This is a genomic window from Achromobacter maghribensis, from assembly GCF_057334215.1.
This window is the reverse complement of record NZ_JBHFII010000006.1, coordinates 1-23,956: the sequence shown is the minus strand read 5'-3', so window position 1 is coordinate 23,956 and position 23,956 is coordinate 1. Positions and strand designations below refer to the sequence as shown.

The window sequence follows — 23,956 nt, the reverse complement described above, 5'->3', positions numbered from 1 at the left end:
GCACCCGATACCGCGGCAAGGGGACGGGCATATCCCCCGCCCCTTGCCGGTTACGACCCGGCGCCGGACCCCGCCGCCGGCGCGGCCTGCGCGGACGTGGCCGTGCGTTCAGTCCAGCCGCCGCCCAGCACCTTGTACAAGGTCACCAGGTTGGACAACCGGGCCAGGCGCGTGTCCACCAGCGCCTGCTGCGAGGTGTACAGCGAACGCTGTGAATCCAGCACGCTCAGGTAGTCGTCGATACCCTGGCGGAAACGCTGGTCGGACACGTCGTAGGCCCGCTGGTTGGCGTCAACCAGCAAGCGCTGCGCCTGGATCTGGTCGTCCAGCGTGCCGCGGCCAGCCAGGGCATCCGCCACTTCGCGAAAGCCGGTCTGGATGGACTTTTCGTACTGGGCGACCTGGATGTTCTTCTGCACCTTCGCCAGGTCCAGGCCCGCCAACAGCGAACCGCCCGCGAAGATCGGCACCGTGATCTGGGGCACGAAGCTCCAGGCGCCGGAGCCGCCTTCGAACAGCCCGCCCAGACTGGCGCTGGCGGTACCCGCCTGGCCCGTCAGGCTGATGGTCGGGAAGAACGCCGCGCGCGCCGCGCCGATGTTGGCATTGGCGCCCTTCAGCTGGTGTTCGGCCGCACGGATGTCCGGGCGCCGGGCCAGCAGGTCGGACGGCAACCCGGCGGGCAAGGTGGTCGGCAGCATGCCGTCGTCCAGCTTGACGGCCTGGTCCAGCGCCGCCGTGATTTCCGGCGACATGGGCTGGCCCACCAGCAGCGTCAGCGCATTGCGGTCCTGGGCAGCCTGGCGCGTGTATTGCGACAGGTTGCGCTGGGCCGTGCGCAGCGACACTTCGGCCTGGCTGAGGTCCAGCGCGGTGGACAGGCCCTGGTCATAGCTTTGCTGCGTGAGCTTGAAGGAGTCTTCCTGGCTCTTCAATGTGTCCCGCGTCAGGCTCAGCAGCTCTTGGTCGGCACGCAGCGTCAGATAGGCGTTGGCCACCTCGGCGATCAACGTCAGTTGGGTTGCCGTGCGGGTTTCGTCCAGCGCCAGATAGGACTCCAGCGCCTTGTCGCTCAAGCTGCGTATGCGGCCGAACAGATCCAGCTCCCAGGCCGACATGGCGGCGCCCACCTGATAGCTGTGGCTGGTGGTGGCGCGGCCGCTGGCGGACAGGTCCGCTGGCGAACGCTGGGCCGTTTCCTGGCCCGCGATGCCCACGCTGGGCATCAGGTCGGCGCGCTGAATGCGGTACTGCGCCCGCGCCGCTTCGACGTTCAAGGCCGCCACGCGCAGATCGCGGTTGTTGGCCAGCGACAGCTCGATCAGCTGCTGCAAGAGCGGATCGCTGAAGAAATCGCGCCAGCCGATATCCGCCGTGGACATCCCTTGCGCAGCCTGCGAACCGTCGGCCTTGTAGGCCGGGCCCGTGGGATAGGCGGCGTCGACCGGCGCGTCCGGCCGTTCGTAGGTCGGGGCCAGCGAGCAGCCCGCCAGGGCTGCCGCCAGGGAAACAGACAATAAAGTTCTCATCTGGAATTTCATTACGGTTGTCCTTCGGCGGACACTTCCTGCGAGCCGTTGGCGCTGGTGTCGTGCTTGTCTTGGTTTTCGCTCATGCGCTTCACCTTGAACACGCGCAGCATGATCACGAAGAAGGCCGGAACGAAGAAGATCGCCAGGAACGTGCCCGTCAGCATGCCGCCGATCACGCCCGTGCCGATGGCATTCTGGCTGCCGGAGCCCGCGCCCGACGAGATCGCCAGCGGCGTCACGCCCAGGATGAACGCCAGCGACGTCATCAGGATGGGGCGCAGGCGCTGGCGCGCGGCGTGGATGGCCGACTCCGTCAGGCTGGCGCCGGACTCGAAGTGTTCCTTGGCGAACTCCACGATCAGGATGGCGTTTTTGGCCGCCAGCCCCACCGTGGTAAGCAACCCCACCTGGAAGTACACGTCGTTGGACAGACCCCGCATCAAGGTCGCCAACAGCACCCCGATGATCCCCAGCGGCACCACCAGCATGACGGCCGTCGGGATGGACCAGCTTTCATACAGCGCCGCCAGGCACAGGAACACCACGATCAGCGAAATGGCATACAACGCCGGCGCCTGCGAGCCCGACAGGCGCTCTTCGAACGACAGCCCCGTCCATTCGAAGCCCACGCCCACCGGCAGTTTGGCCGCCAGCTTTTCCATTTCTTCCATGGCCGCGCCCGAGCTGTAACCCGGCGCCGCCTGACCCTGGATGTTGTAGGACGGCACGCCGTTATAGCGGTTCAGCTTCTGCGGGCCGAAGCTCCACGTGGCCTTCGAGAATGCCGAGAACGGCACCATGTCGCCCGCGTTATTGCGCACATACCATTTGTTCAAGTCTTCCGGCAGCATGCGCGACGACGCCTCGCCCTGCGCGAACACCTTTTTCACCCGGCCACGGTCGATGAAGTCGTTGACGTACGACGACCCCCACGCGGTCGCCAGCGTGCTGTTGATGTCCGACACGGCCACGCCCAGCGCCCGCGCTTTTTCGCGGTCGATGTCCAGTTGGTACTGCGGCGCGTCTTCGATGCCGTTCGGACGCACGCCGACCAGCACCGGGCTTTTCGCGGCTTCGCCCAGCAACTGATTGCGCGCGGCAAGCAGCTTTTCATGGCCCACGCCGGCGCGGTCCATCAGCTGGAAGTCAAAACCGGTGACGTTGCCAAGCTCCATCACGGAAGGCGGTGGCACCACGAACAGTTGCGCGCGGCGCTCGGTCTTGCCGAAGTGCGCGTTGGCGCGCGCCGCCACGGCGCCGGCCTTCAGGCTGGCGTCGCCGCGTTCTTCCCAGTCGCGCAGCTTGATGAACAGGATGGACGCGTTCTGGCCCCGGCCGCCGAAGTTGAAGCCGTTCACCGCGAACACCGATGTCACGGCGTCTTTTTCTTCGGTCAGCAGATACTTCGTGGCATCGTCGATGACGGCCTTGGTGGCCTCCGCGGTGGCGCCGGCCGGCGTCTGGATCTGGGCGAACAAGATGCCCTGGTCTTCCGCAGGCAGGAACGCCGTCGGGATGCGGGTGAACAGCCAGCCCATGGCGATGACCAGCGCCAGGTACACCACCATCAGGCGTTTGGTGCGGTTGAGCCCGCGCGCGACGCTATTGGCGTAGCCGTTGCTGCTGCGCTCGAACGTGCGGTTGAACCAGCCGAAGAAGCCCTTCTTCGTGCCGTGGTGGCCCTTCGGGATGGGCTTGAGCAAGGTGGCGCACAAGGCCGGCGTGAAGACGATGGCCACCAGCACCGACAGCACCATCGACGACACGATCGTGATCGAGAACTGGCGATAGATCACGCCCGTGGAGCCGCCAAAGAACGCCATCGGGATGAACACGGCGGCCAGCACCATGGCGATGCCGATCAGCGCGCCGGTAATCTGGCCCATGGACTTGCGGGTGGCCTGCTTGGGCGTCAAGCCCTCTTCGGCCATCACCCGTTCGACGTTTTCCACCACCACGATGGCATCGTCCACCAGCAGGCCGATGGCAAGCACCATGCCGAACATCGTCAAGGTATTGATGGAATAGCCAAACGCGGCCAGCACGCCGAACGTGCCCAGCAACACCACCGGCACGGCCAGCGTGGGAATGATGGTGGCGCGGAAATTCTGCAGGAACAGGTACATCACCAGGAAGACCAGGATGATGGCTTCCACCAACGTCTTGAACACTTCATGGATGGACAGGCTGACGAACGGCGTCGTGTCGTACGGGTAGACGACGTCCATGCCCGGCGGGAAGTACGGCTTCAGGTTATTGATGGTGTCCCGCACCGCCTGCGCCGTGTCCAGCGCGTTGGCGCCCGGGGCCAGCTTGATCGCCAGGCCCGAGGCGGGCTTGCCGTTGTAGAAGCTGTCGATGGCGTAGGTCTGGCCGCCGAGTTCGATGCGCGAGACATCGCCCAGGCGCACTTGCGAACCGTCGGCGTTGACCTTGAGCAGAATGCGGCCGAAGTCTTCCGCCTTCTCCAGGCGCGACGGCCCGATGATGGTGGCGTTCAACTGCTGCCCGCGCACGGACGGCAGGCCGCCCAGCTGGCCGGACGACACCTGCACGTTCTGTTCCTTGATCGCCGCGACCACGTCGACCGTGGTCAACCCGTAGTTGACGAGCTTGGCGGGGTCCAGCCAGATGCGCATCGCGTATTGCGAGCCGAACAGCTGGAAGTCGCCCACGCCCTGCGTGCGGCTGATGGGATCCTGGACGTACGACGCGACGTAGTCGGCCAGGTCGTCCTTGGTCATCGTGCCGTCGGTGGACACGAAGCCCGCCACGATCAGGAAGTTCTTCGTGGCCTTGGTGACGCGGATGCCCTGCTGCTGCACTTCCTGCGGCAAGAGCGGCTGCGCCAGCGCAAGCTTGTTCTGCACCTGCACCTGCGCGGTGTCCGGATTGGTGCCTTGCTTGAAGGTCAGCGTGATCGACATGCTGCCGTCGGAATTGCTTTCCGACGAGATGTATTGCAGGCCGTCCAAGCCGTTCATCTGCTGTTCAATCACCTGCACCACGGTGTCCTGCACCGTCTGCGCGGAAGCGCCCGGGTAGGTCACCGCGATGCCGATGGCCGGCGGCGCGATGTTGGGGTATTGGGAGACCGGCAATTGCAGGATGGACAGCGCGCCGGCCATCATCAGCACGATCGCGATCACCCAGGCGAAAACCGGCCTATCGATAAAAAACTTTGCCATGCATGGCTCCCTGATTACTGCTTGGCCGGCGCGGCGTTCGCCGCCTGCGGCTGCTGCGCGTTGGCGCCAGCTTCGGTGGCGACGACTTCGACGCCCGGACGCACCATCTGCAGACCTTCCACGATGACCTTGTCGCCAGCGGCCAGGCCGTCGGTGACCAGCCACTTGTCGCCAATGGCGCGGTCGGTCTTCAATTCACGCAATTCAACCTGGTTCTTGGCGTTGACCACCAGCGCCGTCGGCAGACCGCGCTGGTTGCGGGTCACGCCGCGTTGCGGCACCAGCAGGCCATCGGCGGCCACGCCGTCAGCCAGGCGGGCGCGCACGAACATACCGGGCAACAGGCGGCGGTCGGGGTTCGGGAACACCGCGCGCAGCGTGATCGAACCGGTGCCCTGGTCCACGGTCACTTCCGAGAACTGGAGCTTGCCGGTCTGCTTGTATTGCGAACCGTCTTCCAGCGTCAGCGTGACCAGCGCGGCCTGCTCGCCGTCGGCCTTCTTCAATTGGCCGCTGGCCAGCGCGTCCTGCAAACGCAGCAACTGAACGCTGGATTGGGTCACGTCGACGTAGATCGGGTCGATTTGCTGCACTGCAGCCAACGCGCCGGTCTGGTTGGCCGTGACCAGCGCGCCTTCGGTCACCGAGGACCGGCCGATGATGCCGTCGATGGGCGACAGCACCTTGGTGTAGACCAGGTTGATGCGGGCCGTGTCCAACGCGGCCTTGGCCGACATCACGTCGGCGGCGGCCTGGTCGCGCGACGCGACGGCGTTGTCATAAGTCTGCTGGCTGACGGCGCGGGTGGCCACCAGCGGTTTGTAACGTTCGGCCAGCAAGGCGGCCGTCTTCTGCTGCGCCTGGGCGCGGGCCAGGGCGGCCTTCTGGCTATCGACGCTGGCCTGGTAGAGCGCGGGATCGATTTGATAGAGCTGTTCGCCCGCCTTGACCTCACCGCCTTCGGTGAACAGGCGTTTCTGGACGATGCCGTTGACCTGGGGCCGGACTTCGGCAACCCGGAATGCGGAGGTGCGGCCCGGCAATTCCGTCGTCAGGGAAACGGGCTGCGTGGTCAGGGTCACGACCGAGACTTGCGGCTTGCCCGCCTGCGGCGCGTCCTGCTTTTTGCCGCAAGCGGCCAGGGTGAGAGCCGATGCCGTCAGCGTGACGATCGCCGCGCCGCGCCACATAGCGCTTTTCTTGTTCATAGATTGCATTCCAAAAAATATGAGACCCCACGCTGCACTCGCTTTCGCGGGCTTGCTGCCCTAAAGGGCTTTTGCCCCGGGAAGGCCAAGCGGCAAAAAGCCGCCGCCGCGCCCGAACTGGCAAGGCAGTGCATCAACTGGGTGGATTCGCGTTGAACACGCAGGGTGGGCTTAGTCGCATTGCTGCATTGCAGAACTCGCATTCTGCGTTATCCCGCCCTGGAAACAAAGGGGCACATTAAGAAAACATCATTCCATTTATGGGACAATTATTTATCGCCGGCCTATGACAGAATCTCGCCATGAAACGCTTACAAGGCATGGAACTCTTCGTGGAAGTGGCCAAGACGCACAGTTTTAGCCGCGCTGCGGCGACGCTGGGCGTCCCCAAGTCCACGTTGTCTCGCCAGGTGGCCGAACTGGAGCGATCCGTTGGCTTGCGGCTGCTCAGCCGCACCACGCGCAAGGTGGAACTGACCGACGCGGGCCGGCTGTACTTCGAACGCTGCCAGCGCATCGTCGCCGAAGCCCAGATCGCCCATGAAGAACTGCAAAAGCTGGTGGATACGCCAGCCGGGCCGCTGCGGGTCAACATGCCTGCGGATTTCGGCACGGACTTCCTGGCTGAATCGTTCATGGAGTTCTCCCGCCGCTATCCCGACGTCACGTTTTTCCTGGATCTTGCCAATCCGGACCACGCATCGCGCGTATTCCAGACTTGCGACATCTCCATCGAAATCGGCGACCTGCCCGATTCGACGCAGATTGCAAGGCTGCTGGGCATGCTGCCTGCCCATCTGTATGCCTCGCATGACTACCTGCAGAAGCACGGCGAACCGCGGCACCCTAGCGACTTGACCCGCCACGAGTGCATAGAGTTCCGCGCCGAAGGCGCTGGCCGCGTGACCCGCTGGCCGCTTTCCAACGGGGATCAGCACATCGAGTTCACGCCGGGCAACCGGTTTTCAGTCAATGGCGTCGCCATGGCTCGCCGGTTGGCCATGCTGGGCGCGGGCATCGCGGTGCTGGTGGGCGGCCAGATGGCCGAACAGCAGTCGGGCCATTTACGGCGCGTGCTGCCGGACTGGCAACTGGGGCCCTTCCCTGTCTATGCGGTCACCGAAACCCGGCTTCTGCCCGCCAAGACCCGGATCTTCATCGAGTTCCTGATGGAGCGCCTGGGCAGCGACGGGCAAGCGAAGAATACCCCCGCTTTCATGAAATAACGGCGTCTTGGAAACAGATTGAAAAATCTGCCGATCACCGGGCAAGCGTCGCGGCCGCGCCCGTCGACGGAGCGGCGGACATTCCGGAAAAACGAGGGTCAGAACCCTTCGTCGTCCCGCAGATAGCGCCATTGGCCCAGGGGCAGGTCGCCCAGCGACACGCGGCCGATGCGCACGCGCTTCAAGCCCACGACCTTCAGGCCGACCAGTTCGCACATGCGGCGGATCTGCCGCTTCTTGCCTTCCCGCAGCACAAATCGCAGTTGGTCGTGGTTTTGCCACCGGACCTGGGCGGGCTTTAGCGCGCGGCCGTCCAGCGACAGGCCGTGATTCAAGAGTTCAAGGCCACGGTCCGAGAGGTCGCCCTGCACGCGCACCAGGTATTCCTTGTCGACGCTGGAGTCTTCGCCAATCAGGTGCTTGGCGATGCGGCCGTCCTGCGTCAGTACCAGCAGGCCCTGGGAATCGATGTCCAGCCGGCCGGCCACGGCCAGCCCGTCCAGGTGCGCGCGTTCGAAGCGCTGCGGCGCCCGGTCGCCTGAAAAACGCGAGCGGGAATCGATCAGCGCCACCGCGGGCGTATAGCCTTTTTCGGCCTGGCCAGACACATAGCCGACCGGTTTGTTGATCAGGATCGTGACCCGCGAGGTCTGGCGCGCCTGCGCGGCGCGCTCAAGCGTGATGACCTGGTCGGGATAGGCCCGGGCGCCCAGTTCGGACACCACGGCGCCGTCCACGCGGACCCAGCCGCGTTCGATATAGCTGTCGGCCTCGCGGCGCGAGCAGAGTCCGCGCTCGGACATGAGCTTGGAGATGCGTACTTTTTCCATGGCCGGTATTGTATGCGGACGCCCGCCGGCCTGCCGCTCAGGCCGACGGGTCGTAGTCGGACGGCGCCATGGGATCCAGCGGATACAGCGGACGGCGCCGGCGTTCGTAGGGGAACAGGGAAAAATCCGAACTGGTGACGCCGGCGCTGGCGCATTCCACCAGCGCCTGCGAAATGGGCTCGAACACCGGCCGGCAGTACATGCGGGATTTGACCAGCACGAAGCGGGCCCGGCGCGGGTCCAGCCCCATGCTTTCAAACACGCCCAGGTCCCAGGGTTCGTGGGTGCGCTCGGTGATCACCAGTTGCGCCGCGCCGATATCCAGCACGGCGCTGCGGCCCATGCACGCCGTCTGCCCGGTATAGGTAGGCCCCGTGATGACGTATTGGCCATCGGTAACGGCCCCGACGACGCCCTGCAGCCGCACCGGCGCCGCCGGCCGGCCGATGGCGGGAATCGGCCGCTTGTTGCCCACCAGGATATCGACCCGGGCGCCCTCGCCCGCCGCCGTCAGCGCCGCGACGGCCTCGGGATCGCAATACAGGCCCGCGACAATGCCCGTCAAACCGGCCTCCACCGCCGCCATCAGCACCTCCATAGTGTCGCAGGTGCCGCCGGACATGCAGTTGTCGCCATGGTCCAGCAGCAACACCGGCTTGCCCGCCCCGCACGCCAGCTCGACGGCCCGGGCCAGGGAATCGGCCATGGGTTCGCTGTCGTAGAAAAACCCGTCCCGCGCCGCCCAGATGCCTTGCGCCATCCCGGCCGCCGCCTGCTCCGCCAGCGCCGGCTCGCCCGCCCCCACCACCACCACGCTCAGGCACGGATACGGAATGTCCGCCAGGGCAAATCCCGCCAGCACGGATACGGCCAACATGCCCGCGTCCTCGGCGCGCCGGGCCGCCTGCACGGCGTCGCGCATGGCGCCTTGCGCCGTGGCGCTGCGCAAGGTGTGCGTCATCAAGGGCAGGCGGCGCCACGCCATCACCGGGCGCGGCCCGCCGTTGAGCCAGTCGAACAGGATGCGGCCCGCGTGGTCACCGGTTTCGTACATGTCCACGTGCGGGTAGGTCTTGAAGCTGACGATGACGTCGGCGTTGGCCATCATCTTGGGCGTAACGTTGCCGTGCAGGTCCAGCGCCACGGCGATCGGCACGTCGGGCGTCTGCTGGCGCAAGCGCTCCAGCAGGTCGCCTTCACCGTCGTCGGTGCTTTCGACCGCCATGGCGCCATGCAGGTCCAGCAGAATGGCGCCGCATCCCCGCGCGCCGGCCACGATCTCGTCGCAGAGCTTGCGATAGGCCTTCGCGTCCACCCGGCCACTGGGATACGCGGTGGCGGACACCGGCGTGACCACCGACGCGCCGTTCGCCTCGGCAATGTCAATGAAGGCCGACATGGCCGTGCGCTTGCCCTTGTTCTCTTCGTAGGCCGCCGCGCCGAAGGCGGGGCCATCGTTGCCGAACGCCGCCAATGGCGTCGGCACGGGTGAGAACGTATTGGTCTCGTGGTTCAAGCGGGCAATCATGACTTTCATTGTTTTCCTCTTTACGGGCAGGCACTTAGCCGATTTACGGCGGCCCTGGGCGGGTGCCGCCCAGGCCGAGCTTTTCCATGGCTTCGCTGGCCTCGATGATCATCGCAGCAACTTCGGCCACGCTGACGCGCAAACCCGTGGCGCGAGTGCGCATGTGCTCATAGGCCGCGCGTTCGTCCAGCCGCTGGTGATCCATCAGCACGCGGATCGCCTTTTCAATGACGCGCCGCGCCTTGATGGTGTTTTCCAGCTTGTCGATCTTGACCTGCTGCCGGTTCTGGAACTGCTTGGCCGACCGCGCCAGCACCAGCGTGCTGAGGATGCCCGCCGAACGGAATGGCCGCGTCAGCACCCCATGGGCATTGGTCTTCAGCAGCTGCTTGAGCGTAGTGGGCGTTTCGTATTCGGACAGCGCGATCAAGGTGGCCTCGACTTCGCTGGCCGACCAGGCCGAGCTGTTCTGCACGCACTGCGACACCTGGAAGAAAATCACGTCGGCGCCGGCCGGCGCGGCATCCGGGAACGGCCAGTGCAAATGGATGCGGCAACCGATGCGCTTGAGCTGTTCGACCAGCACATCGCGGTCTTCGCCCGGCGGATACACCACCGCGACGGCCACGCTGCGCAGGTCCTCGTAGAGGCGGCGAAGGCTATGGTCCATGCTCATTTCAACCAGAATTCGTCCAGGCCGAATGCCGTCAGATAAGGGTCCGGCTTCACCGGCTGGTCGCTTTCCCAGACGATATCGAAGCGCCCGTCGGCCCGGCACACGCCGATGCGCGGCGTCAGCACACAGTGGTTGTTCTCGGCCAGGATGGACATCCGCCCGTCCGGCGCGTCGAATTGCACCTGATGCACCGCTTGCACGAGCTTGCGGGTATCCATGCTGCCGACGCGCTGCAATGCCCGCGCGAACAGGTGCACCTGGCTGTAGCACGTTTCGGCATAGACGCTGGCGGGCTGGTCGCCAAAACGCTCGCGCCAACGCGCGAGGAAATGCCGGTTGGCGGGCGTATCGACGGTATTGAAATACGTGGCGGCGGTGATGTGCCCCACGCAACGCTGCGGCCCGATCTCGGCTACCTCGGATTCCGCCATGGTCAGGCTGGCGATGGGGATGTGGGCGGTTTGCGCCCCCGCCTGCTGGCAGGCCTCGTGGTAGCGCTGATAGAAACGTTGCGCATCCGCGCCGATCAGCGTGGAGAACACCACGTCCGGCTGGATGCGGCGGATGTCCGCCACCACGTCGATGATGTCGCTTTCGTCGCATCCCAGGGGCAGATAGGTTTCGTCCAGGATCTCGCCGCCATGCTCTTCGACGGTCTCGCGCATGATGCGGTTCGTTTCGCGCGGATAGATGTAGTCCGCGCCCACCAGGAAGATGCGTGAACCGCAGTTCTGAATAAGGTAGGCCGCCAGCTGCATGCTGCCCTGGTTGGGCGCCGCGCCGGTGTAGATGACGTTGGGCGAATACTCGAAGCCCTCGTAGACCGAGCCGTACCAAAGCAGGGAATTGCTGCGTTCAACCACGGGCAGCATCGCTTTGCGGCAATGCGAGGTGCAGCCCCCGAAGATGACGCTGACTTCGTCATCCAGCAGCAGGCGGGCCGCCAGGCGGCGGTATTCTTCGGCGTCGCTGCCGGGGTCGTACACCACGGGCGCAAGCGGCCGGCCCAACACGCCGCCCAAGGCGTTGATCTCTTCCACGGCAAGCACCGTTCCGAAGAAATGCTGCGATTCGGTCGTGCCCGTCACGCCGCTGCGCGAGTACAGCACGCCGATGCGCCACCCGGGCCGTTCTGCGTCCTGGTCCTGGAGCGAGGTCATGATTGCGTCCTTATGCGTGAATCGAGCATGCCGGTCCATGGAGAAGCGGGTGCGGCGGCATTCATACCTTCAGATGGTCAATGATATGGCCGATGGCCTCGGGCGCGCCAGCCTCGCCTTCGTCCACGATCGCCCCCTGTTTCAGCACCAGGTAGCGGTCGGCCACATCCAGCGCGAACGCGACATTCTGTTCGACGATGAGCATGGTCGTGCCGCGCTGCTCGCGTTCCCAGTTCAGGGCGCGGCCCAGCCGCTCGATCACCGAGGGCTGCAGTCCTTCGGTGATTTCGTCCAGCAGCAACAGTTCGGGCCGCTGCATCAGCCCACGCGCCACCAGCAGCATCTTTTGCTCGCCGCCCGACAAGGTGCCGGCGTGCTGGCGCAGGCGCGTCGAGAACACCGGAAACAGGTCGGCGATATCGGCGAAGCGCTCGTCAAAGAGGTCATCGCGCGGCAGGCCCAGGCGCAGGTTGTCGCGGATGCTCAGGTCGGGGAACAAGGGCTGTTCCTGCGCCGCGTACGCGACGCCGCAGCGCGCCACTTCATGCGGACGCAACCGCGTGGCATCGACCGCGCCCAGGCGCACGCGCCCCCGCAGCTTGGGCAGGTATCCCATGACCGTCTTGAGCAGCGTGCTCTTGCCCATGCCGTTCTTGCCCAGCAGCGCCACGCACGCGCCCCGATCGACCGATAGCGACACCTCGTTCAACACCACCGCGCCCTTGTAGCCGCTGGATACTCCTTCCAGGCTTAATGCCGGTGCGATGCTCGTCATTGCCCTGCCCCCTGCGCAGCCTGCGCGCTACCTGCATAGATGGTGCGCACCAATTCTGATTCCACGACGTCCTGGAAACTCCCGTCCATGACGATGCGGCCCTGGTGCAAGACGACGATCCGCGTCGCCACTTCCTTCACGAAATCCAGGTCATGCTCGACCAGCAGGCAGCACAGGCCGTACTGATGCGCCAGCGACGACAGCATCTGGCCGATCTGTGACCGTTCGGCCTTGGAGAGGCCTGCCGTGGGTTCGTCCAGCAAGACGATGCGCGGCTCCAGCGCCAGCACCATCGCCAGCTCCAGCGCCTGCTGCTGCCCATGCGACAGGTCGCGGGCCACGCTGGCCAGGCAGTGGTCCAACCCGGTCACGCGCAGGACTTCCAGCGCATAAGGCGGCAGGTCCAACGTGGGCGAACGCCGCCACCAGGAGGGTTGCTCCCGCAGGGTCGTCGCGATGCGCAGGCTTTCCGCCACGGTCATCGTGTCGAACACATTGGCATTCTGGAACTTCCGCCCCAGGCCATAGCGCACGCATTGCTCCGGCCCGTCCCGCAGCACCCGATGGCCGTAGAGTTCCAAGTCGCCTTCAGACCGTTCGGCACCGTCGGCGATGCAGCGCATCAGGGTGGTCTTGCCCGCGCCGTTGGGGCCGATCAGGCCCACCAGTTCGCCCCCGCGGGCCTGCAGGTCGATCCCTTCCAGCACTTTCAGGCTGCCGAAACGCTTGGCCACGCCAGACAGGTTCAATGCCCGCGACGCGCCGTTGGCCGGCTGCGATTGGCCGGCGCGCACGCCAAGCACCGGCACCACGGCCGCCTGGCCGCGCCGCAAGAACGGCGCCGTCAACAGCGGCAACAACCCGCGCGGCAGCAGCAGGATGACCAGGATGAACGTCACGCCCAGCAGCAACTGCCACAGGAACGGCATATTCCCGCTGAGGTAAGAGCCCGCCACGTTGATGAGAACGGCCCCCAGCACCGGGCCCCAGATGGTGCCGCGTCCGCCCAGCGCCACCCAGATGATCAGTTCGGTGCCGAACACGAAACCCGTGAGTTCCGGCGCCACCACGCCGCTGAACGCGCCATAGCCAAACCCCGCCAGGCTGGCCACCGCGCCGCACACGACCAGCAGCACGATGCGCCAATGGGCGGTGTTCAAGCCCAGATAGCTGCAACGGGACTCGTTGTCGCGCAGCGCCACCAGAATGCGGCCGCCGTCGCTGCGCACCACCACCCACGCCAGCAAGGCCACGGCAGACAGGGAGCCGGCCGCGATCACATACCAGGCCTCGAGCGACAGGTCGAATGTCTCGTAGCCCGTCAGGCCCGACGACGAGCCGGTGTAGGTGCCGCCGGCCAGCACCAATTGCATCAACACGATGGGCAGCACCAGCGAGATGACGGTCGCGAAGAAGGGCGACGCCCCCCGATAGAACGACAGCCAGCCCGTGGCCAGTGCCAGCAGCGCCGCCGCGCCCACCGCCGCCAAGGCGGCGAGGATGGCGATCGACGGTGAAAACCCGTAATGCGTGAAGGCCAGGCCGGCCGCGTAGGCGCCGACCCCGAAAAAGGCGGATTGGCCAAAGGTCAGATGCCCCGTGTAACCCCACAGCACGTCCACCGTCACCGCCGCCATCGCAAAAAACAGCGCCTTGATCAGCACGTTGAGCAAGTAGGTGTCGAACAGCCAGGGGCCCGCCACGGTCAGGACCAGGCACATGCCGGCCAACCACGGCAGCCCCTGGCCGCGGCGGGTGCGTGCCGGGTGCGCCGTGCCGGCCTCGCGCGGTCGTGCAAGCGAATGGTCAGTCATGGGCGAATCCTTGGGGACGCAGGCGCAGCGTCAACGCGGCCAATACGGCGATGGTGACGCCGCCCAGGATCGGGCTGACGAAAATGCTCACCAGCACCTGGCAAGCGCCATAGACCAGGCAGGTCAGCAACAGCGCGGTGATCGAGTGGCCCGACACCATGACAAGCATGAAGGCGCTGACCAGCCACGGCAGGCCCATGTTGGGGTCCACACTGGACAGCGGCGTGATCAGCGCGCCGGCAAGCGCGCCCAACCCCGCCCCCAGGCCAAAGGTCGTGAAGCGGATGCGTTCGGCATTGATACCCAGGCCGCGCGCCAGGTCTTCGTTCATGATGACGGCGCGGGTACGCACGCCGAAACGCGTGCCGTTCAACAGGACCGTCATGGCCGCATAGATCAGCAGCGCCCCGGGCACCAGGAACAGGCGGTACGCCGAATACTCCGTGCCCAGGAAAGACACCGCTCCCTGGATCGGCGAATCCACGAATTGAACCTCGCGTCCGAAGGCCACCGTGATGAGCTGGCCGATCACGATGCCCAGCCCCCAGGTGGCCAGGATGGCGTCCAGCGGCCGCTTGTACAGGGGCTGAACGATCAGGCGCTCCACGCCCATGCCCACCAGCACGCCGGCCGCCAGCGCCACCGGCAGCGCAAGCCAGGGATTCAAGCCCAGCTGGGTCACCACCAGACTGGCATAGCTTCCCAGCGTAAGAATCGCCCCATGCGCGAAGTTGACGATCTTCATCACGCCGAAGATGATCATCAACCCCGACGTCACGATGAACAGCATGGCGGCCGTGCTCAAGATGTCCAGCATCAAACCCATGATCGGTCTCCGGCGCCGCCGGCAGGCCGGCGGCGCTTGTCACGTTACGGCAAGGTCACTTCAAGTCCGGGCATTGCGCGCCCGGGTCCACTTGATTGAAGGTCTGCAGGATCTTGATGGAACCGTCCTGCTGCACCTGCCCCAGGCGCATGGTCAGCGCGGCGTGGCGCTGCCGGTCCATCTTCACGGGGCCGCGCGGGCCATCGAACGACACCTCGCTCAGGGCCTGCACCACTTTCTGCGGATCCAGGCCGCCTGCTCGCTCGACAGCCGCCTTGTACAGGTAGAAGGCCTCATATTGCGGACCCGAGAATTCATTGGCGGTCTTGGCGTCGTTGCCGAACTTCGCCTTCAGGCCATCCAGGAACTTGCGGTTCTGCGGCGTATCGATGCTGGTCAGGTAAGACGCCGACATGTACATGCCCACCGCCGTATCGCCCATCGTCTTGGCCGTGCCCTCGTCGATCGCCAGGTTGCCGTAGGGCATGGACAGCCCCGCCGCCTTGATCTGCTTGGCCAGGCTGACGTTGGGTCCGCCGCCCGCCGTCGAACTGATCAGCGCATCGGGGTTTGCCGAGCGGATCTTCGACACCACCGGCGTCCAGTCCGAACCGTCGATGGGCAGGTATTCCTCGCCCACCACGCGCCCGCCCTGCTTTTCGATATACGCCCGCGTGAACTTCAGCATGCCGCGGCCGAAGGCGTAGTCGCTGCCGACCAGGAAGAAGGTCTTGGCTTTACGCTCTTGCATGAAGTGGTCCACCACGGGCGCGACCTGCTGCTCGGGCACCCATCCGTTCACATGCATCCAGCGGTTGCACGAACGGCCTTCGTAGAAAGAGGTATAGATGTACGGCACCTTGCCGCGCGACACGATGGGCAGCGCGGCATTGCGGGCCGCGCTGGTCTCCATTGCGATGATCGCGTCGACCTTCTTCTGGAATACCAGGGTGTCGTAGGCCTTTTGGGCGCCGACGGCGCCCGACGCGTCGTCGGCGATCTCCAGAACGATCTGACGGCCCAGAATGCCGCCGGCCGCGTTGATCTCGTCGGCGGCCAACTGCGACGCCTGCACCACGCCGGGCGCCACCACGCTATTGGCGCCCGACAGGCCGACCGGCACGCCGATGCGCAAGGGTTCCGCGGCGTGCGCGCCGGCGACGCCGGCCAGTAACACGACGAACGACAAGCGGATGCGGAAGCTGCTGAACAGGGGTTTCATGAGGTTGCTCCTTGGAAGTCGGCTAAATGCCCGGCGCTTGACGTTGCCGCGGGGCCTCGCCTGCGCCCAGTTGCTCGTCGTAGAGATCGCAGCGCCTGTCGCGCAGCACGTGGTTGAAATCGTTCAATTGGCGCGCCCGGCGCGACGCCTTCACGTCGATGGGCGCCAGCAGTATTTCTTCCTGATCGGCGCTGGCGGGGCCCGCGGCCGTCCAGCCTTGCGATCCCACGATCAGGCTGCGGCCCACGAACGGCTGGCCGCGTTCAGTGCCGACGCGGTCGGCGCACACCACCGTCAAGCCGTTGCTGTGCGCCCCCGCGATGGTCAGCGCATGGGCCATTACCGGCCCGTCGGGCGTCTGCCCCGGCATCGGCACCCAGTTGGTCGGCACCGCCACGATGTCCGCGCCTCGCACCGCCAGCATGCGGTACACCTCGGGAAACCAGCCGTCATAGCAGATCGCCACCCCCAGGCGGCCCAGCTCGGTATGGAACACCGGCAGGCCCAGGTCCCCGGGTTCGAAGTACAGGTTTTCGTCGCCCCATAAATGCAGCTTGCGATAGGTGCCGAGGTATCCGGCCGGGCCGGCGACCAGCGCGGCGTTGTACAGCCGGTCGCCGCAGCGCTCGGCGATGCCCGCCACCAGATAGATGCCCAGCCGCTGCGCCAGCGCGATCCATGCCTGCGAGCTGGGGCCGCCGGGCACCGCCTCGGCCAGGGCATAAGCCTCTTCGCGGCTTTCGAACACATAGCCCGTGTTGGCCAGTTCGGGCAGCACCACCAACCGCGCGCCTTGCGCGGCGGCCTGCTCCACCATGTCGGCCGAGCGGGCCACATTGGCGGCGACGTCACCGATCACGGGAGCCATCTGCACACTGGCCACCCAGGTCGCCTCGACCGGGGAACGTTGCGAATCCGACGCTTGCATGCGATCTCCCTCTTCGAAAATTGAAAACGAAAAAGCCCCCGACCACGCATCGCGTGCAAGTCGGGGGCTTCTATAGCCATACTGAATGTTCAAGCAGCAATTATTGCTGCGGGGTGCTGCATGCCTTGAAGGCATTCGGATCAATCTTGACCGTGGGCTGATAATAGAGAGACGGCCGCGCCCGGGACAATAAGTGCTTTCCCGAACGCTGGAATCGCGCGCCGGCCGTCGCGCCCAAGCCGCCTTTTCCCGGCGGCGCCCACGCTGCGTCACTGCGACGCATTGGGGCCGTCAGCCGGGCTTGGCATAATACGCAGCCATGATGAAACCCGCAGCACATCACCCTCCCCTTGCCGCTGGCTGGCTCGCCATCGCCCCGCCCGTCCTGCCGCCCGCCGTGCGCCACTGGCTGTTCCGCCCCGGCGCGCTGACCGCCGGGCTACGCCAGGTGGGCCAGGTCCGCCTGCGCGTGGTGGCCGAGCATGCCGATGGCGCGCCCCTGGATGAAGCCCGCGCAATGGGCATCGCGCCCGGCACCCCCGTGTGGATCCGTGAAGTCCTGATGTCGGTGAACGGCGTGGACAGCGTGCCCGCCCGCAGCCTGACGCCGCTTGGCGCGTCGCATGGGGCGTGGCAAGGCATGCGCCGGCTGCTGACCCGGCCACTGGCCGACATGCTGTACCACGACAGCACCGTCATTCGTTCGCCGTTCGCCTGCCGCCGGCTGGCCTCGCCGGTGCCGTTCCACGCCACGGCGCGCGGCGTGCTGCCGCCCGAGCAGCGCGAGCGCGACGCCACCCGCATCTGGGCGCGGCGGTCCGTGTTCTGGCGCCAAGGCCAGCCGTTGCTGGTGGCCGAGTGTTTTCTGCCCGGTTTCTGGGAACTGATCGCCAACCAGCCCGTACCGCCCCTCGTCCCGCATCAGCGCACGCCGCGCTGATGCGCCGGCGCGCAACGCGCCAGGCATATTTCCGCGCGCGGTCATCGCGCGCTGACTCTTGTGCCAGAATAAGGCAATGAGACTCTACCTCGTTCTCGGCCTGCTGCTGCTTGGCATCGCTGCCGCCGTCGTCTATCGCCTGCGGCGGCCCCGCCCCGACGACACCCGCCGCCGCATCATCAGCGACCTTGTCGCCGGCGGGATCATGTACGCTTTCACGGCGCCTGCCATCGGCGGGATCGCACTGATGATCGGGGTCGCAATCGCCACCCTGGAGGCCCAGAACCTGATGACGGCCATCTTCGGCCTGCCATGGTTCTACGTCTTCGGCGTCGTGCCTGCGCTGCTGTGCGGCATCGTGGCCGGCGCGCTCAAACCCGCGCGTCCCTCATGGGGCGCGTTAGGCACGATGACGGTGGCGGGCGGCCTGTACGGATTCCTGTTCCTGGCCGGATTCGGCAGCCGGGAATTCCAGTGGACGGAGCTGCTATTCCCCGCCTTCGTGGGCGCATTGCCCGGTATGGTCGGCGCGTTCCTGTGCACGGTCTGGTTCTATGGCTGGCCCGGTCGCCAGCGCGAGCAGACGGTCGATGCCGGGTCGCACGCCAGGTCGGATGCCACCTCGGAACCCTTGCAATGATCGCTATCGCCCGCCGATTCTGGTTCCGACGTTTCTGGCTGCTGGCAATGGCCAGCCTGCTCACATTGCATGCCGGCGCAAGCGTCGCACAGACCTTCGATCGCCAGCTGGAGAATCAACGCTATCAGCAGTGGCTGCAAGACTTCCGGCGGGATTTCCAGCAATTCCTCCAAATGCCCGATCGCGAGAATGCCAACGTCGACAAGCTGTTCGCCAACACGCTGGTGCCCGGTTCGCGCGCTTCGCAGGTGGTGAAGGAGCTGGCCCGCGCCCAGGGCGACAGCACGCACGGTGAAATCCGCTTCGTCGGCATCCAGCGCGTATTCATGGCGGCGTTGTCGCATTCCGTCGTCGCGGGCGACGGCGGCGTCTATCCCGAAACCCAGGCGGCGTTCAAGCAGCAGACGCTGCGCGTGCGCTATATGCATGTGGATGGCGGCGGCCGGCTGGAGAGCTACTTCAACAACCCCGAGGTCTTCAAGCCCTATCGGCTTCCGGAACCCGGCGTGTTGACTCGCGACGCGTACCCGTTCCTGCTGTTCGAGGACACGCAGGGCAAGCTCCGCCTGGGCGGGGTGTCCCGGGAATTCTGGGACCTGGTGAAGTACATGGACGCGCAACAATATGCGTAAGCTGCCGATCGCCCTTGCCTTGGCGGCCCAGGCGCTGCTCGGCCCGACCGCCATGGCGGCGTGCGGGCCAGTGGATGCTGATTTTTCCGTGCCCTCGACGTTGCCGGCCGTGCCGGTGTCCGTGGACCTGACGGACGACCACGTGTTGCTGGGCAAGCGCGGCGAACGCATCCCCACGAACCGCAAGCTGGCATGGACCGAAGAGCGCGGCGACCCCACCCCCCACACCTGGGCCGACAAGGTCGACTGGCCAGCCTACCAGCTTCGGGATACCGCAAGCGCGGCCGCGCCCACGCGCCTCTACTTCGATCCGAACGGCAAGCTGTGCCGGGTGGAACGCTATGGCAAGATCCGCGGCAGGAGCGTGCTTGAAAGCGGCTATCGCCTGGCCTACGACGCGGCGGGCGCGCTGGCGGCCTATACCGAATACGACTTGACGGGAGCGTCCAGCGCGCAGCCCTACGCTGTGACTCGCCGCGCCTGCCTGCAGCGCGACGCGCAAGGCGTGCTGACCACCTTCATCGACGACGGCTGCGGCGACGCCAAAGGCCCCGGCGTCAGCCGCCACTATCTGCACGACGCCTCGGGCCGTCTGCTGCGCGTCATCGACACGCTATCGCCTGGCCAGCCGCTGGCGGTCCAGACCTTCGACGCGCAAGGCAAGCCGGCGCAGCGCTACGTGCGGCAATATTCCGCGTTCGCCGCGCCGAACGATAGCGCGGAGCCTCTTGCCTACCCCGAACCCGCTACGCGCCCCGACCGTCTGTACCCGCGCCTGCGCGAACATATGGCGGCGATGCCGGGTGAGATCCCGGGCGTGGCGTGGCGCATCGTGCGCATTCCCGAAGACGTACCGATGGACGGCGACGACCAATCGTCCTGGGACCCCGAGCTGCAGGCCGTGCTGGCCAAGGGTGAAACCGACGCGCAAGGCACGGCGCACGTGACGCCGCAGGCCCAAGAACAGATCTGGCAGGCCATGCACCAGCATCCCGGCCGGGTCCTGTTCTATTTCGACCCCATGGGGCGCGTCGCGCTGGTGCCGGCCTTGACGCCCACGCAATGGAACGCGTGCGGCGACCCGGCCAATCCGGCGCCGGACGCCTGCACGCCGTGACGTATCACGCCTGGCGGGGCCGCGTGTCCACTGCCAGGCACAGCAAGGCCGTCAAGAGCGCCAAGGCGACGTGCCCGACATACAGCGGCGAGAAATCCGCATGGCTGACCGCGCCATGCCCCAGCATCAGCACCGTGATCGCCACGCCCATCACACCGCCCACCTGCCGCGTCGCCTGATTGACGGCGCTGCCCACGGCGTAGTGTTGCGCCGGCAGGCGGCTGACGGCCGCGCCCGACAGCGACGGCAGCACCATGCCCACGCCGATGCCGCTTAGCAGCAGGCCCGGCAGCCATTGCGTCAAATAAGCGGGTTGCTCGCCCGGGACCAGCAAGAACCACAATCCGCTGGCCGCATAGATCATGGCGCCGCCCACCAGGAACGGGCGGTGGCCCATGCGCGCCGCCAGCCTGCCGGTCAGGATCGCCGTGGGCATCACCAGCAGCGGGCCAGGCGTCACCGCCAGGCCGGCGCGCGGCAGGCTGTAATGCCAGACGCCGGTCATGTAGAAGAAGAAAGCGAAGAACATCATCGCGAACGCAATGCCAAAGCTCAGCGTGGCCAGGTTCACATAGCGATAGGTGCGGTGCTTGAAGAGCGACAGATCGACCAGCGGATGCGGCGTGGTGCGCGCCCAGGCCACGAAGGCACCCATGGATACGATGCCCATGGCGGCCACCACGCCCAGTTCCACACGGGTCCACGACGGCGATTCCGACTGCACGATCGCCAGCGCCAGCGCGCCCACCGCCACAACCAGCAGCGCCATGCCAACGCCATCCACGCGGCGGCGCGCATCGGGTTTCACGGATTCCTTGAGCAGGCCCGCGCCATACCACAGCGACAAGGCGCCCAGCGGCAGATTGATGTAGAAGGCCCATGGCCAGCCGGCCACGTCCACCACGAACGCGCCAAGACTGGGGCCGACCGCCGCGGCCAGGCCTCCTACCGCGCCCCACAGGCTGACCGCCACGGCGCGCTGGGAAGCCGGAAAGGCGGCCAGCACGATCGACAACGAGGCCGGCGTCAGCAGCGCCGCGCCCACGGCCTGCAGCACGCGGGCGGCGATCAGCCACCCCACGCTGCCCGCCAGGCCGCACGCGGCGGAAGCGGCCAGGAACAGCACCACGCCCACCATGAACATGCGCTTGCGGCCATGGGTGTCGGCCAGGCCGCCGGACGGGATCAACATGGCGGCGAACACCACGGTGTAGGCGTTGAGCACCCACGACATGTCCGCCGCCGACGCCTGGGGAAAGCCGGCGCGCAAGGCGCCGAATGCCGCATACAGCATCGTGCCATCCAGCGACACCAGGAACACGGCAATGCTGGCGACCCAGAAGACGGGCCAGGGAGACGCCGCGACGGGCGTATTCGCGGCGTTGATCGCCGGGTCGTTGGCGGAGGGGGCTGCCGGTGAAGGGGCAGAGGCGGAGCGGGCAGTCGCGCGCATGATGGCCTATCCCAGCGCTTTCAGGTACACCGCCGGCTCGGCGGACAAGCCCTGCTTGACCAGGCGCGTGCGTTCATCCGCCAGCACTTCCTCGGCGCCTGCCTCCAGCCCGTCGAACGCCTGCCCGACGATGGACGCGGGGGTGGACTTCGGGCCATCAATGCCGCGGCTCAAGTCCGTGTCCACAAAGCCCATGTGCAGGCCCACCACCTGCGTCTTCTGCGCCCGCAGATCATTGCGCAGGCCGTTGGTCATGGCCCAGGCGGCCGATTTGCTCATGGCGTACACGCTCAGCAGCGGCCCCGTGATCCAGGTGGCGATGGACAGCACGTTCAACAGTGCGCCGCCGCCGTTGGCCGCCAGCACCGGCGCGAACGCCTGCGCCACGCGCAACGAACCGAACAGGTTGGTGTCCAGATGGCGTTGGGCGGATTCGATACTGCCCTCGGCCATGAAACTGCCGATCGCGGCGACGCCCGCGTTGTTAATCACCAGCGTCACGTCCGACGCATGCGCGGCCGCCGCCGCCACGTCTTGCGGGTTCGTCACGTCCAGCTTGATCGCTTCGACGCCGGCCAACGTGACCGTCGACGGATCGCGCGCGCCGGCATAGACCTTGCGCGCCCCGCGGGCCAGCGCTTCGCGGGCAAATGCCAGCCCTAAGCCGCGATTGGCGCCGGTAATCAAAACCACTGCATTCTTGAGATCCATGATGGGATGTCCTTGGTGTGGATACAGCAACTAGCGTCTATAAAATATGATGATCATCATATTTTTGACCGGTAAAAAGACCGCGCAATGCGGTCTTGGATTAGGGATTTTTCAGGTGGACGAGGAGCTGGCCTCGCCGTCGTCGTATTGGTCCAGGATGGCATGGCGGGCGGACGCCAGCACGGCGCGCCCTTCGGGGTTGTCACCCAATGCCCGGGCCAGTTGCAATGCACCGACCAACGTACTGGTCACGGCCGCGGCCGCATGGTCGCCGGCCGTCTCGGGCAGCACCTGCCGCACGGCATCCATCAAGCGCTGCACCCGCAGCGCGGAAACCTCGCGCACCTCGCTCGACTGACGGGGTATTTCGGAAGCCAGCGCCGATACCGGGCAGCCGCCTTCACAGCTTTTCAAATGCGTCTCGCCCAGATAAGCCTCGACCCAGGCGCGCAAGGGGCTGGCCCCCTCCGCCCGGCGCTGGGCGATGCGCAGGGACATGCGCGCGGCGCCATCGCGGCCGGCGCGTTCCATGGCGGCCGCCAGCAGCGCGTCGCGCGACGGAAAATGCGCGTAGAAGCCGCCATGGGTCAGCCCGGCCTCTTTCATGACGTCGGCCACGCCGACGCCCGCGTAGCCCTCACGCCGGATCGCGCGCGCGGCGGCGTCGACGATGCGTTCGTGAGAAAGCGCTTTGCGGGAGGACGGGCCAGGCATGGTCTTGAACCAAAAATATGATGATCATCATATTAATCCCGCAAAAACACCCCGGGCAAGAAAAATCCGGAGTGAATGTGTAACGCGGGAAGGCAGGCCTGTCGGCGCGGCGGTTAGCGCCAGGCCTCGGGTTCGACGCTAACCTCGCCCTTGTCGGCCGAAAAGTACACGATGCCGTCCGAGATGTTCGCGTTCAGCTGCATGGTGCGCTCGGCCAGCTTGGCCAGCGCGCGGCTCTGGTCCGACGGCAGGTTGATGACCTTCAGGTTGCGGGTGCGCTCCAGTTTGTTGCGCACGCCGTCCCACCAGATCTTGCTGGCCGACCCGCCGTAGCAATACACGATGACTTCGTCGGCGCGGCCACAGGCGCGCAGGATGCGGCGTTCTTCGGGCTGACCCACCTCGATCCACAGCTTGACCGCGCCGGTCAGGTCTTTCACCCACAAGTCGGGCTCGTCGGTGTCGCTCAAGCCCTTGGTGAACGCCAGTTCTTCCTGCGCATGCAGGGCGTAGGCAACCAGGCGGACCATCAGGCGCTCGTCGGTTTCCGAGGGATGGCGGGCGACCGTCAGCGAATGGCTGCCGTAGTAGTGGCGGTCCGTATCGGCGACATTAAGTTCGGCCTTGTAGATGGTGGCGCGCAGGGCCATGGCGAAAAATCCGTTGAAATCGTGCAGATTGCGTGAAGGCCGCAATGATAACGCTTGGCGGCGAGGGGTGTTTGCGGGGCGTCACTGGGGGGGGGCGTGGCGGGGCAGCGTTGCGGGCTCTCGGCTGGTACGTTGTCGGTCGCTCGTCGGCGTGGGCGGCATGGACGCTCGCGCCCACGATTGCGG

General features: G+C 66.2%; 21 protein-coding genes. 5 read left to right on the top strand and 16 right to left on the bottom strand.

The genetic code is table 11. The features are described from left to right. Positions 1-50: 50 nt before the first annotated feature. The 3 genes from adeC to ACE039_RS03080 are packed head-to-tail and all read right to left on the bottom strand — an operon-like array spanning position 51 to position 5,910. Positions 51-1,541: an AdeC/AdeK/OprM family multidrug efflux complex outer membrane factor gene (gene adeC, locus ACE039_RS03090; protein ID WP_485811721.1), complete on the bottom strand. Its 1,491-nt coding sequence runs from the start codon at positions 1,539-1,541 to the stop codon at positions 51-53. Continuing rightward, complete coding sequence (locus tag ACE039_RS03085) at positions 1,541-4,720, bottom strand: efflux RND transporter permease subunit (protein ID WP_485821660.1); 3,180 nt, start codon at positions 4,718-4,720, stop codon at positions 1,541-1,543. The genes adeC and ACE039_RS03085 overlap by 1 nt, the downstream gene beginning before the upstream one ends. A gap of 14 nt (positions 4,721-4,734) precedes the next feature. Then, positions 4,735-5,910: an efflux RND transporter periplasmic adaptor subunit gene (locus tag ACE039_RS03080; protein ID WP_416025679.1), complete on the bottom strand. Its 1,176-nt coding sequence runs from the start codon at positions 5,908-5,910 to the stop codon at positions 4,735-4,737. A 338-nt stretch (positions 5,911-6,248) separates the two neighbouring features. On the opposite strand from ACE039_RS03080, the gene ACE039_RS03075 reads away from it, so the two are divergent. Beyond that, positions 6,249-7,154 (top strand): LysR family transcriptional regulator, encoded by a 906-nt coding sequence (locus tag ACE039_RS03075; RefSeq protein ID WP_448712452.1) that lies wholly within the window; start codon positions 6,249-6,251, stop codon positions 7,152-7,154. Between the two features lie 98 nt (positions 7,155-7,252). On the opposite strand, the gene ACE039_RS03070 is transcribed toward ACE039_RS03075, so the two are convergent. From ACE039_RS03070 to ACE039_RS03030, 9 genes are all read right to left on the bottom strand, one after another. Continuing rightward, positions 7,253-7,984 (bottom strand): pseudouridine synthase, encoded by a 732-nt coding sequence (locus tag ACE039_RS03070; RefSeq protein WP_105559822.1) that lies wholly within the window; start codon positions 7,982-7,984, stop codon positions 7,253-7,255. Positions 7,985-8,021: 37 nt separating this feature from the next. Further along, positions 8,022-9,521: a M81 family metallopeptidase gene (locus tag ACE039_RS03065; RefSeq protein WP_485821659.1), complete on the bottom strand. Its 1,500-nt coding sequence runs from the start codon at positions 9,519-9,521 to the stop codon at positions 8,022-8,024. Positions 9,522-9,555: 34 nt separating this feature from the next. After that, on the bottom strand, positions 9,556-10,182 hold the full coding sequence (locus ACE039_RS03060; protein WP_105559820.1) for an ANTAR domain-containing response regulator: 627 nt from the start codon (positions 10,180-10,182) through the stop codon (positions 9,556-9,558). 2 nt (positions 10,183-10,184) lie between these two features. Continuing rightward, entirely contained in the window at positions 10,185-11,348 is a 1,164-nt protein-coding gene (locus ACE039_RS03055; RefSeq protein WP_448712438.1) for a transporter substrate-binding domain-containing protein, read from the bottom strand. A gap of 61 nt (positions 11,349-11,409) precedes the next feature. Continuing rightward, positions 11,410-12,123, bottom strand: coding sequence for an ABC transporter ATP-binding protein (locus ACE039_RS03050; protein WP_105559818.1), 714 nt, complete (start codon positions 12,121-12,123; stop codon positions 11,410-11,412). Further along, complete coding sequence (locus ACE039_RS03045) at positions 12,120-13,937, bottom strand: ABC transporter permease subunit (RefSeq protein WP_448712439.1); 1,818 nt, start codon at positions 13,935-13,937, stop codon at positions 12,120-12,122. The genes ACE039_RS03050 and ACE039_RS03045 overlap by 4 nt, the downstream gene beginning before the upstream one ends. Then, positions 13,930-14,763, bottom strand: coding sequence for a branched-chain amino acid ABC transporter permease (locus tag ACE039_RS03040; RefSeq protein WP_105559816.1), 834 nt, complete (start codon positions 14,761-14,763; stop codon positions 13,930-13,932). The genes ACE039_RS03045 and ACE039_RS03040 overlap by 8 nt, the downstream gene beginning before the upstream one ends. A 55-nt stretch (positions 14,764-14,818) precedes the next feature. After that, positions 14,819-15,985 (bottom strand): substrate-binding protein, encoded by a 1,167-nt coding sequence (locus ACE039_RS03035; RefSeq protein ID WP_310027491.1) that lies wholly within the window; start codon positions 15,983-15,985, stop codon positions 14,819-14,821. Positions 15,986-16,007: 22 nt separating this feature from the next. Then, complete coding sequence (locus ACE039_RS03030; RefSeq protein ID WP_485821658.1) at positions 16,008-16,913, bottom strand: nitrilase family protein; 906 nt, start codon at positions 16,911-16,913, stop codon at positions 16,008-16,010. 319 nt (positions 16,914-17,232) lie between these two features. Between ACE039_RS03030 and ACE039_RS03025 the strand changes: the two genes are divergently transcribed. From ACE039_RS03025 to ACE039_RS03010, 4 genes are all read left to right on the top strand, one after another. Beyond that, positions 17,233-17,853, top strand: coding sequence for a chorismate--pyruvate lyase family protein (locus ACE039_RS03025; RefSeq protein WP_485821657.1), 621 nt, complete (start codon positions 17,233-17,235; stop codon positions 17,851-17,853). Positions 17,854-17,929: 76 nt separating this feature from the next. Beyond that, positions 17,930-18,493, top strand: coding sequence for a hypothetical protein (locus ACE039_RS03020; protein WP_485821656.1), 564 nt, complete (start codon positions 17,930-17,932; stop codon positions 18,491-18,493). Then, positions 18,490-19,125: a hypothetical protein gene (locus ACE039_RS03015; RefSeq protein WP_485821655.1), complete on the top strand. Its 636-nt coding sequence runs from the start codon at positions 18,490-18,492 to the stop codon at positions 19,123-19,125. The genes ACE039_RS03020 and ACE039_RS03015 overlap by 4 nt, the downstream gene beginning before the upstream one ends. Beyond that, the gene (locus ACE039_RS03010; protein WP_485821654.1) at positions 19,118-20,242 is read left to right on the top strand and encodes a hypothetical protein; all 1,125 of its coding nucleotides are present in this window, start codon (positions 19,118-19,120) and stop codon (positions 20,240-20,242) included. The genes ACE039_RS03015 and ACE039_RS03010 overlap by 8 nt, the downstream gene beginning before the upstream one ends. Positions 20,243-20,246: 4 nt before the next feature. Here ACE039_RS03010 and ACE039_RS03005 read toward each other — a convergent pair whose 3' ends face one another. The 4 genes from ACE039_RS03005 to ACE039_RS02990 all read right to left on the bottom strand — a co-directional run bounded on the left by ACE039_RS03005 (position 20,247) and on the right by ACE039_RS02990 (position 23,770). Continuing rightward, positions 20,247-21,695 carry a DHA2 family efflux MFS transporter permease subunit gene (locus ACE039_RS03005; protein WP_485821653.1) on the bottom strand — a complete coding sequence of 483 codons (1,449 nt, stop codon included), beginning with the start codon at positions 21,693-21,695 and terminating at the stop codon, positions 20,247-20,249. A gap of 6 nt (positions 21,696-21,701) precedes the next feature. Next, the gene (locus tag ACE039_RS03000; RefSeq protein WP_485821652.1) at positions 21,702-22,406 is read right to left on the bottom strand and encodes an SDR family oxidoreductase; all 705 of its coding nucleotides are present in this window, start codon (positions 22,404-22,406) and stop codon (positions 21,702-21,704) included. A gap of 111 nt (positions 22,407-22,517) precedes the next feature. After that, positions 22,518-23,120 (bottom strand): TetR/AcrR family transcriptional regulator, encoded by a 603-nt coding sequence (locus ACE039_RS02995; RefSeq protein WP_485821651.1) that lies wholly within the window; start codon positions 23,118-23,120, stop codon positions 22,518-22,520. Between the two features lie 113 nt (positions 23,121-23,233). Further along, on the bottom strand, positions 23,234-23,770 hold the full coding sequence (locus tag ACE039_RS02990; RefSeq protein ID WP_105559862.1) for a YaeQ family protein: 537 nt from the start codon (positions 23,768-23,770) through the stop codon (positions 23,234-23,236). Positions 23,771-23,956: the final 186 nt, after the last annotated feature.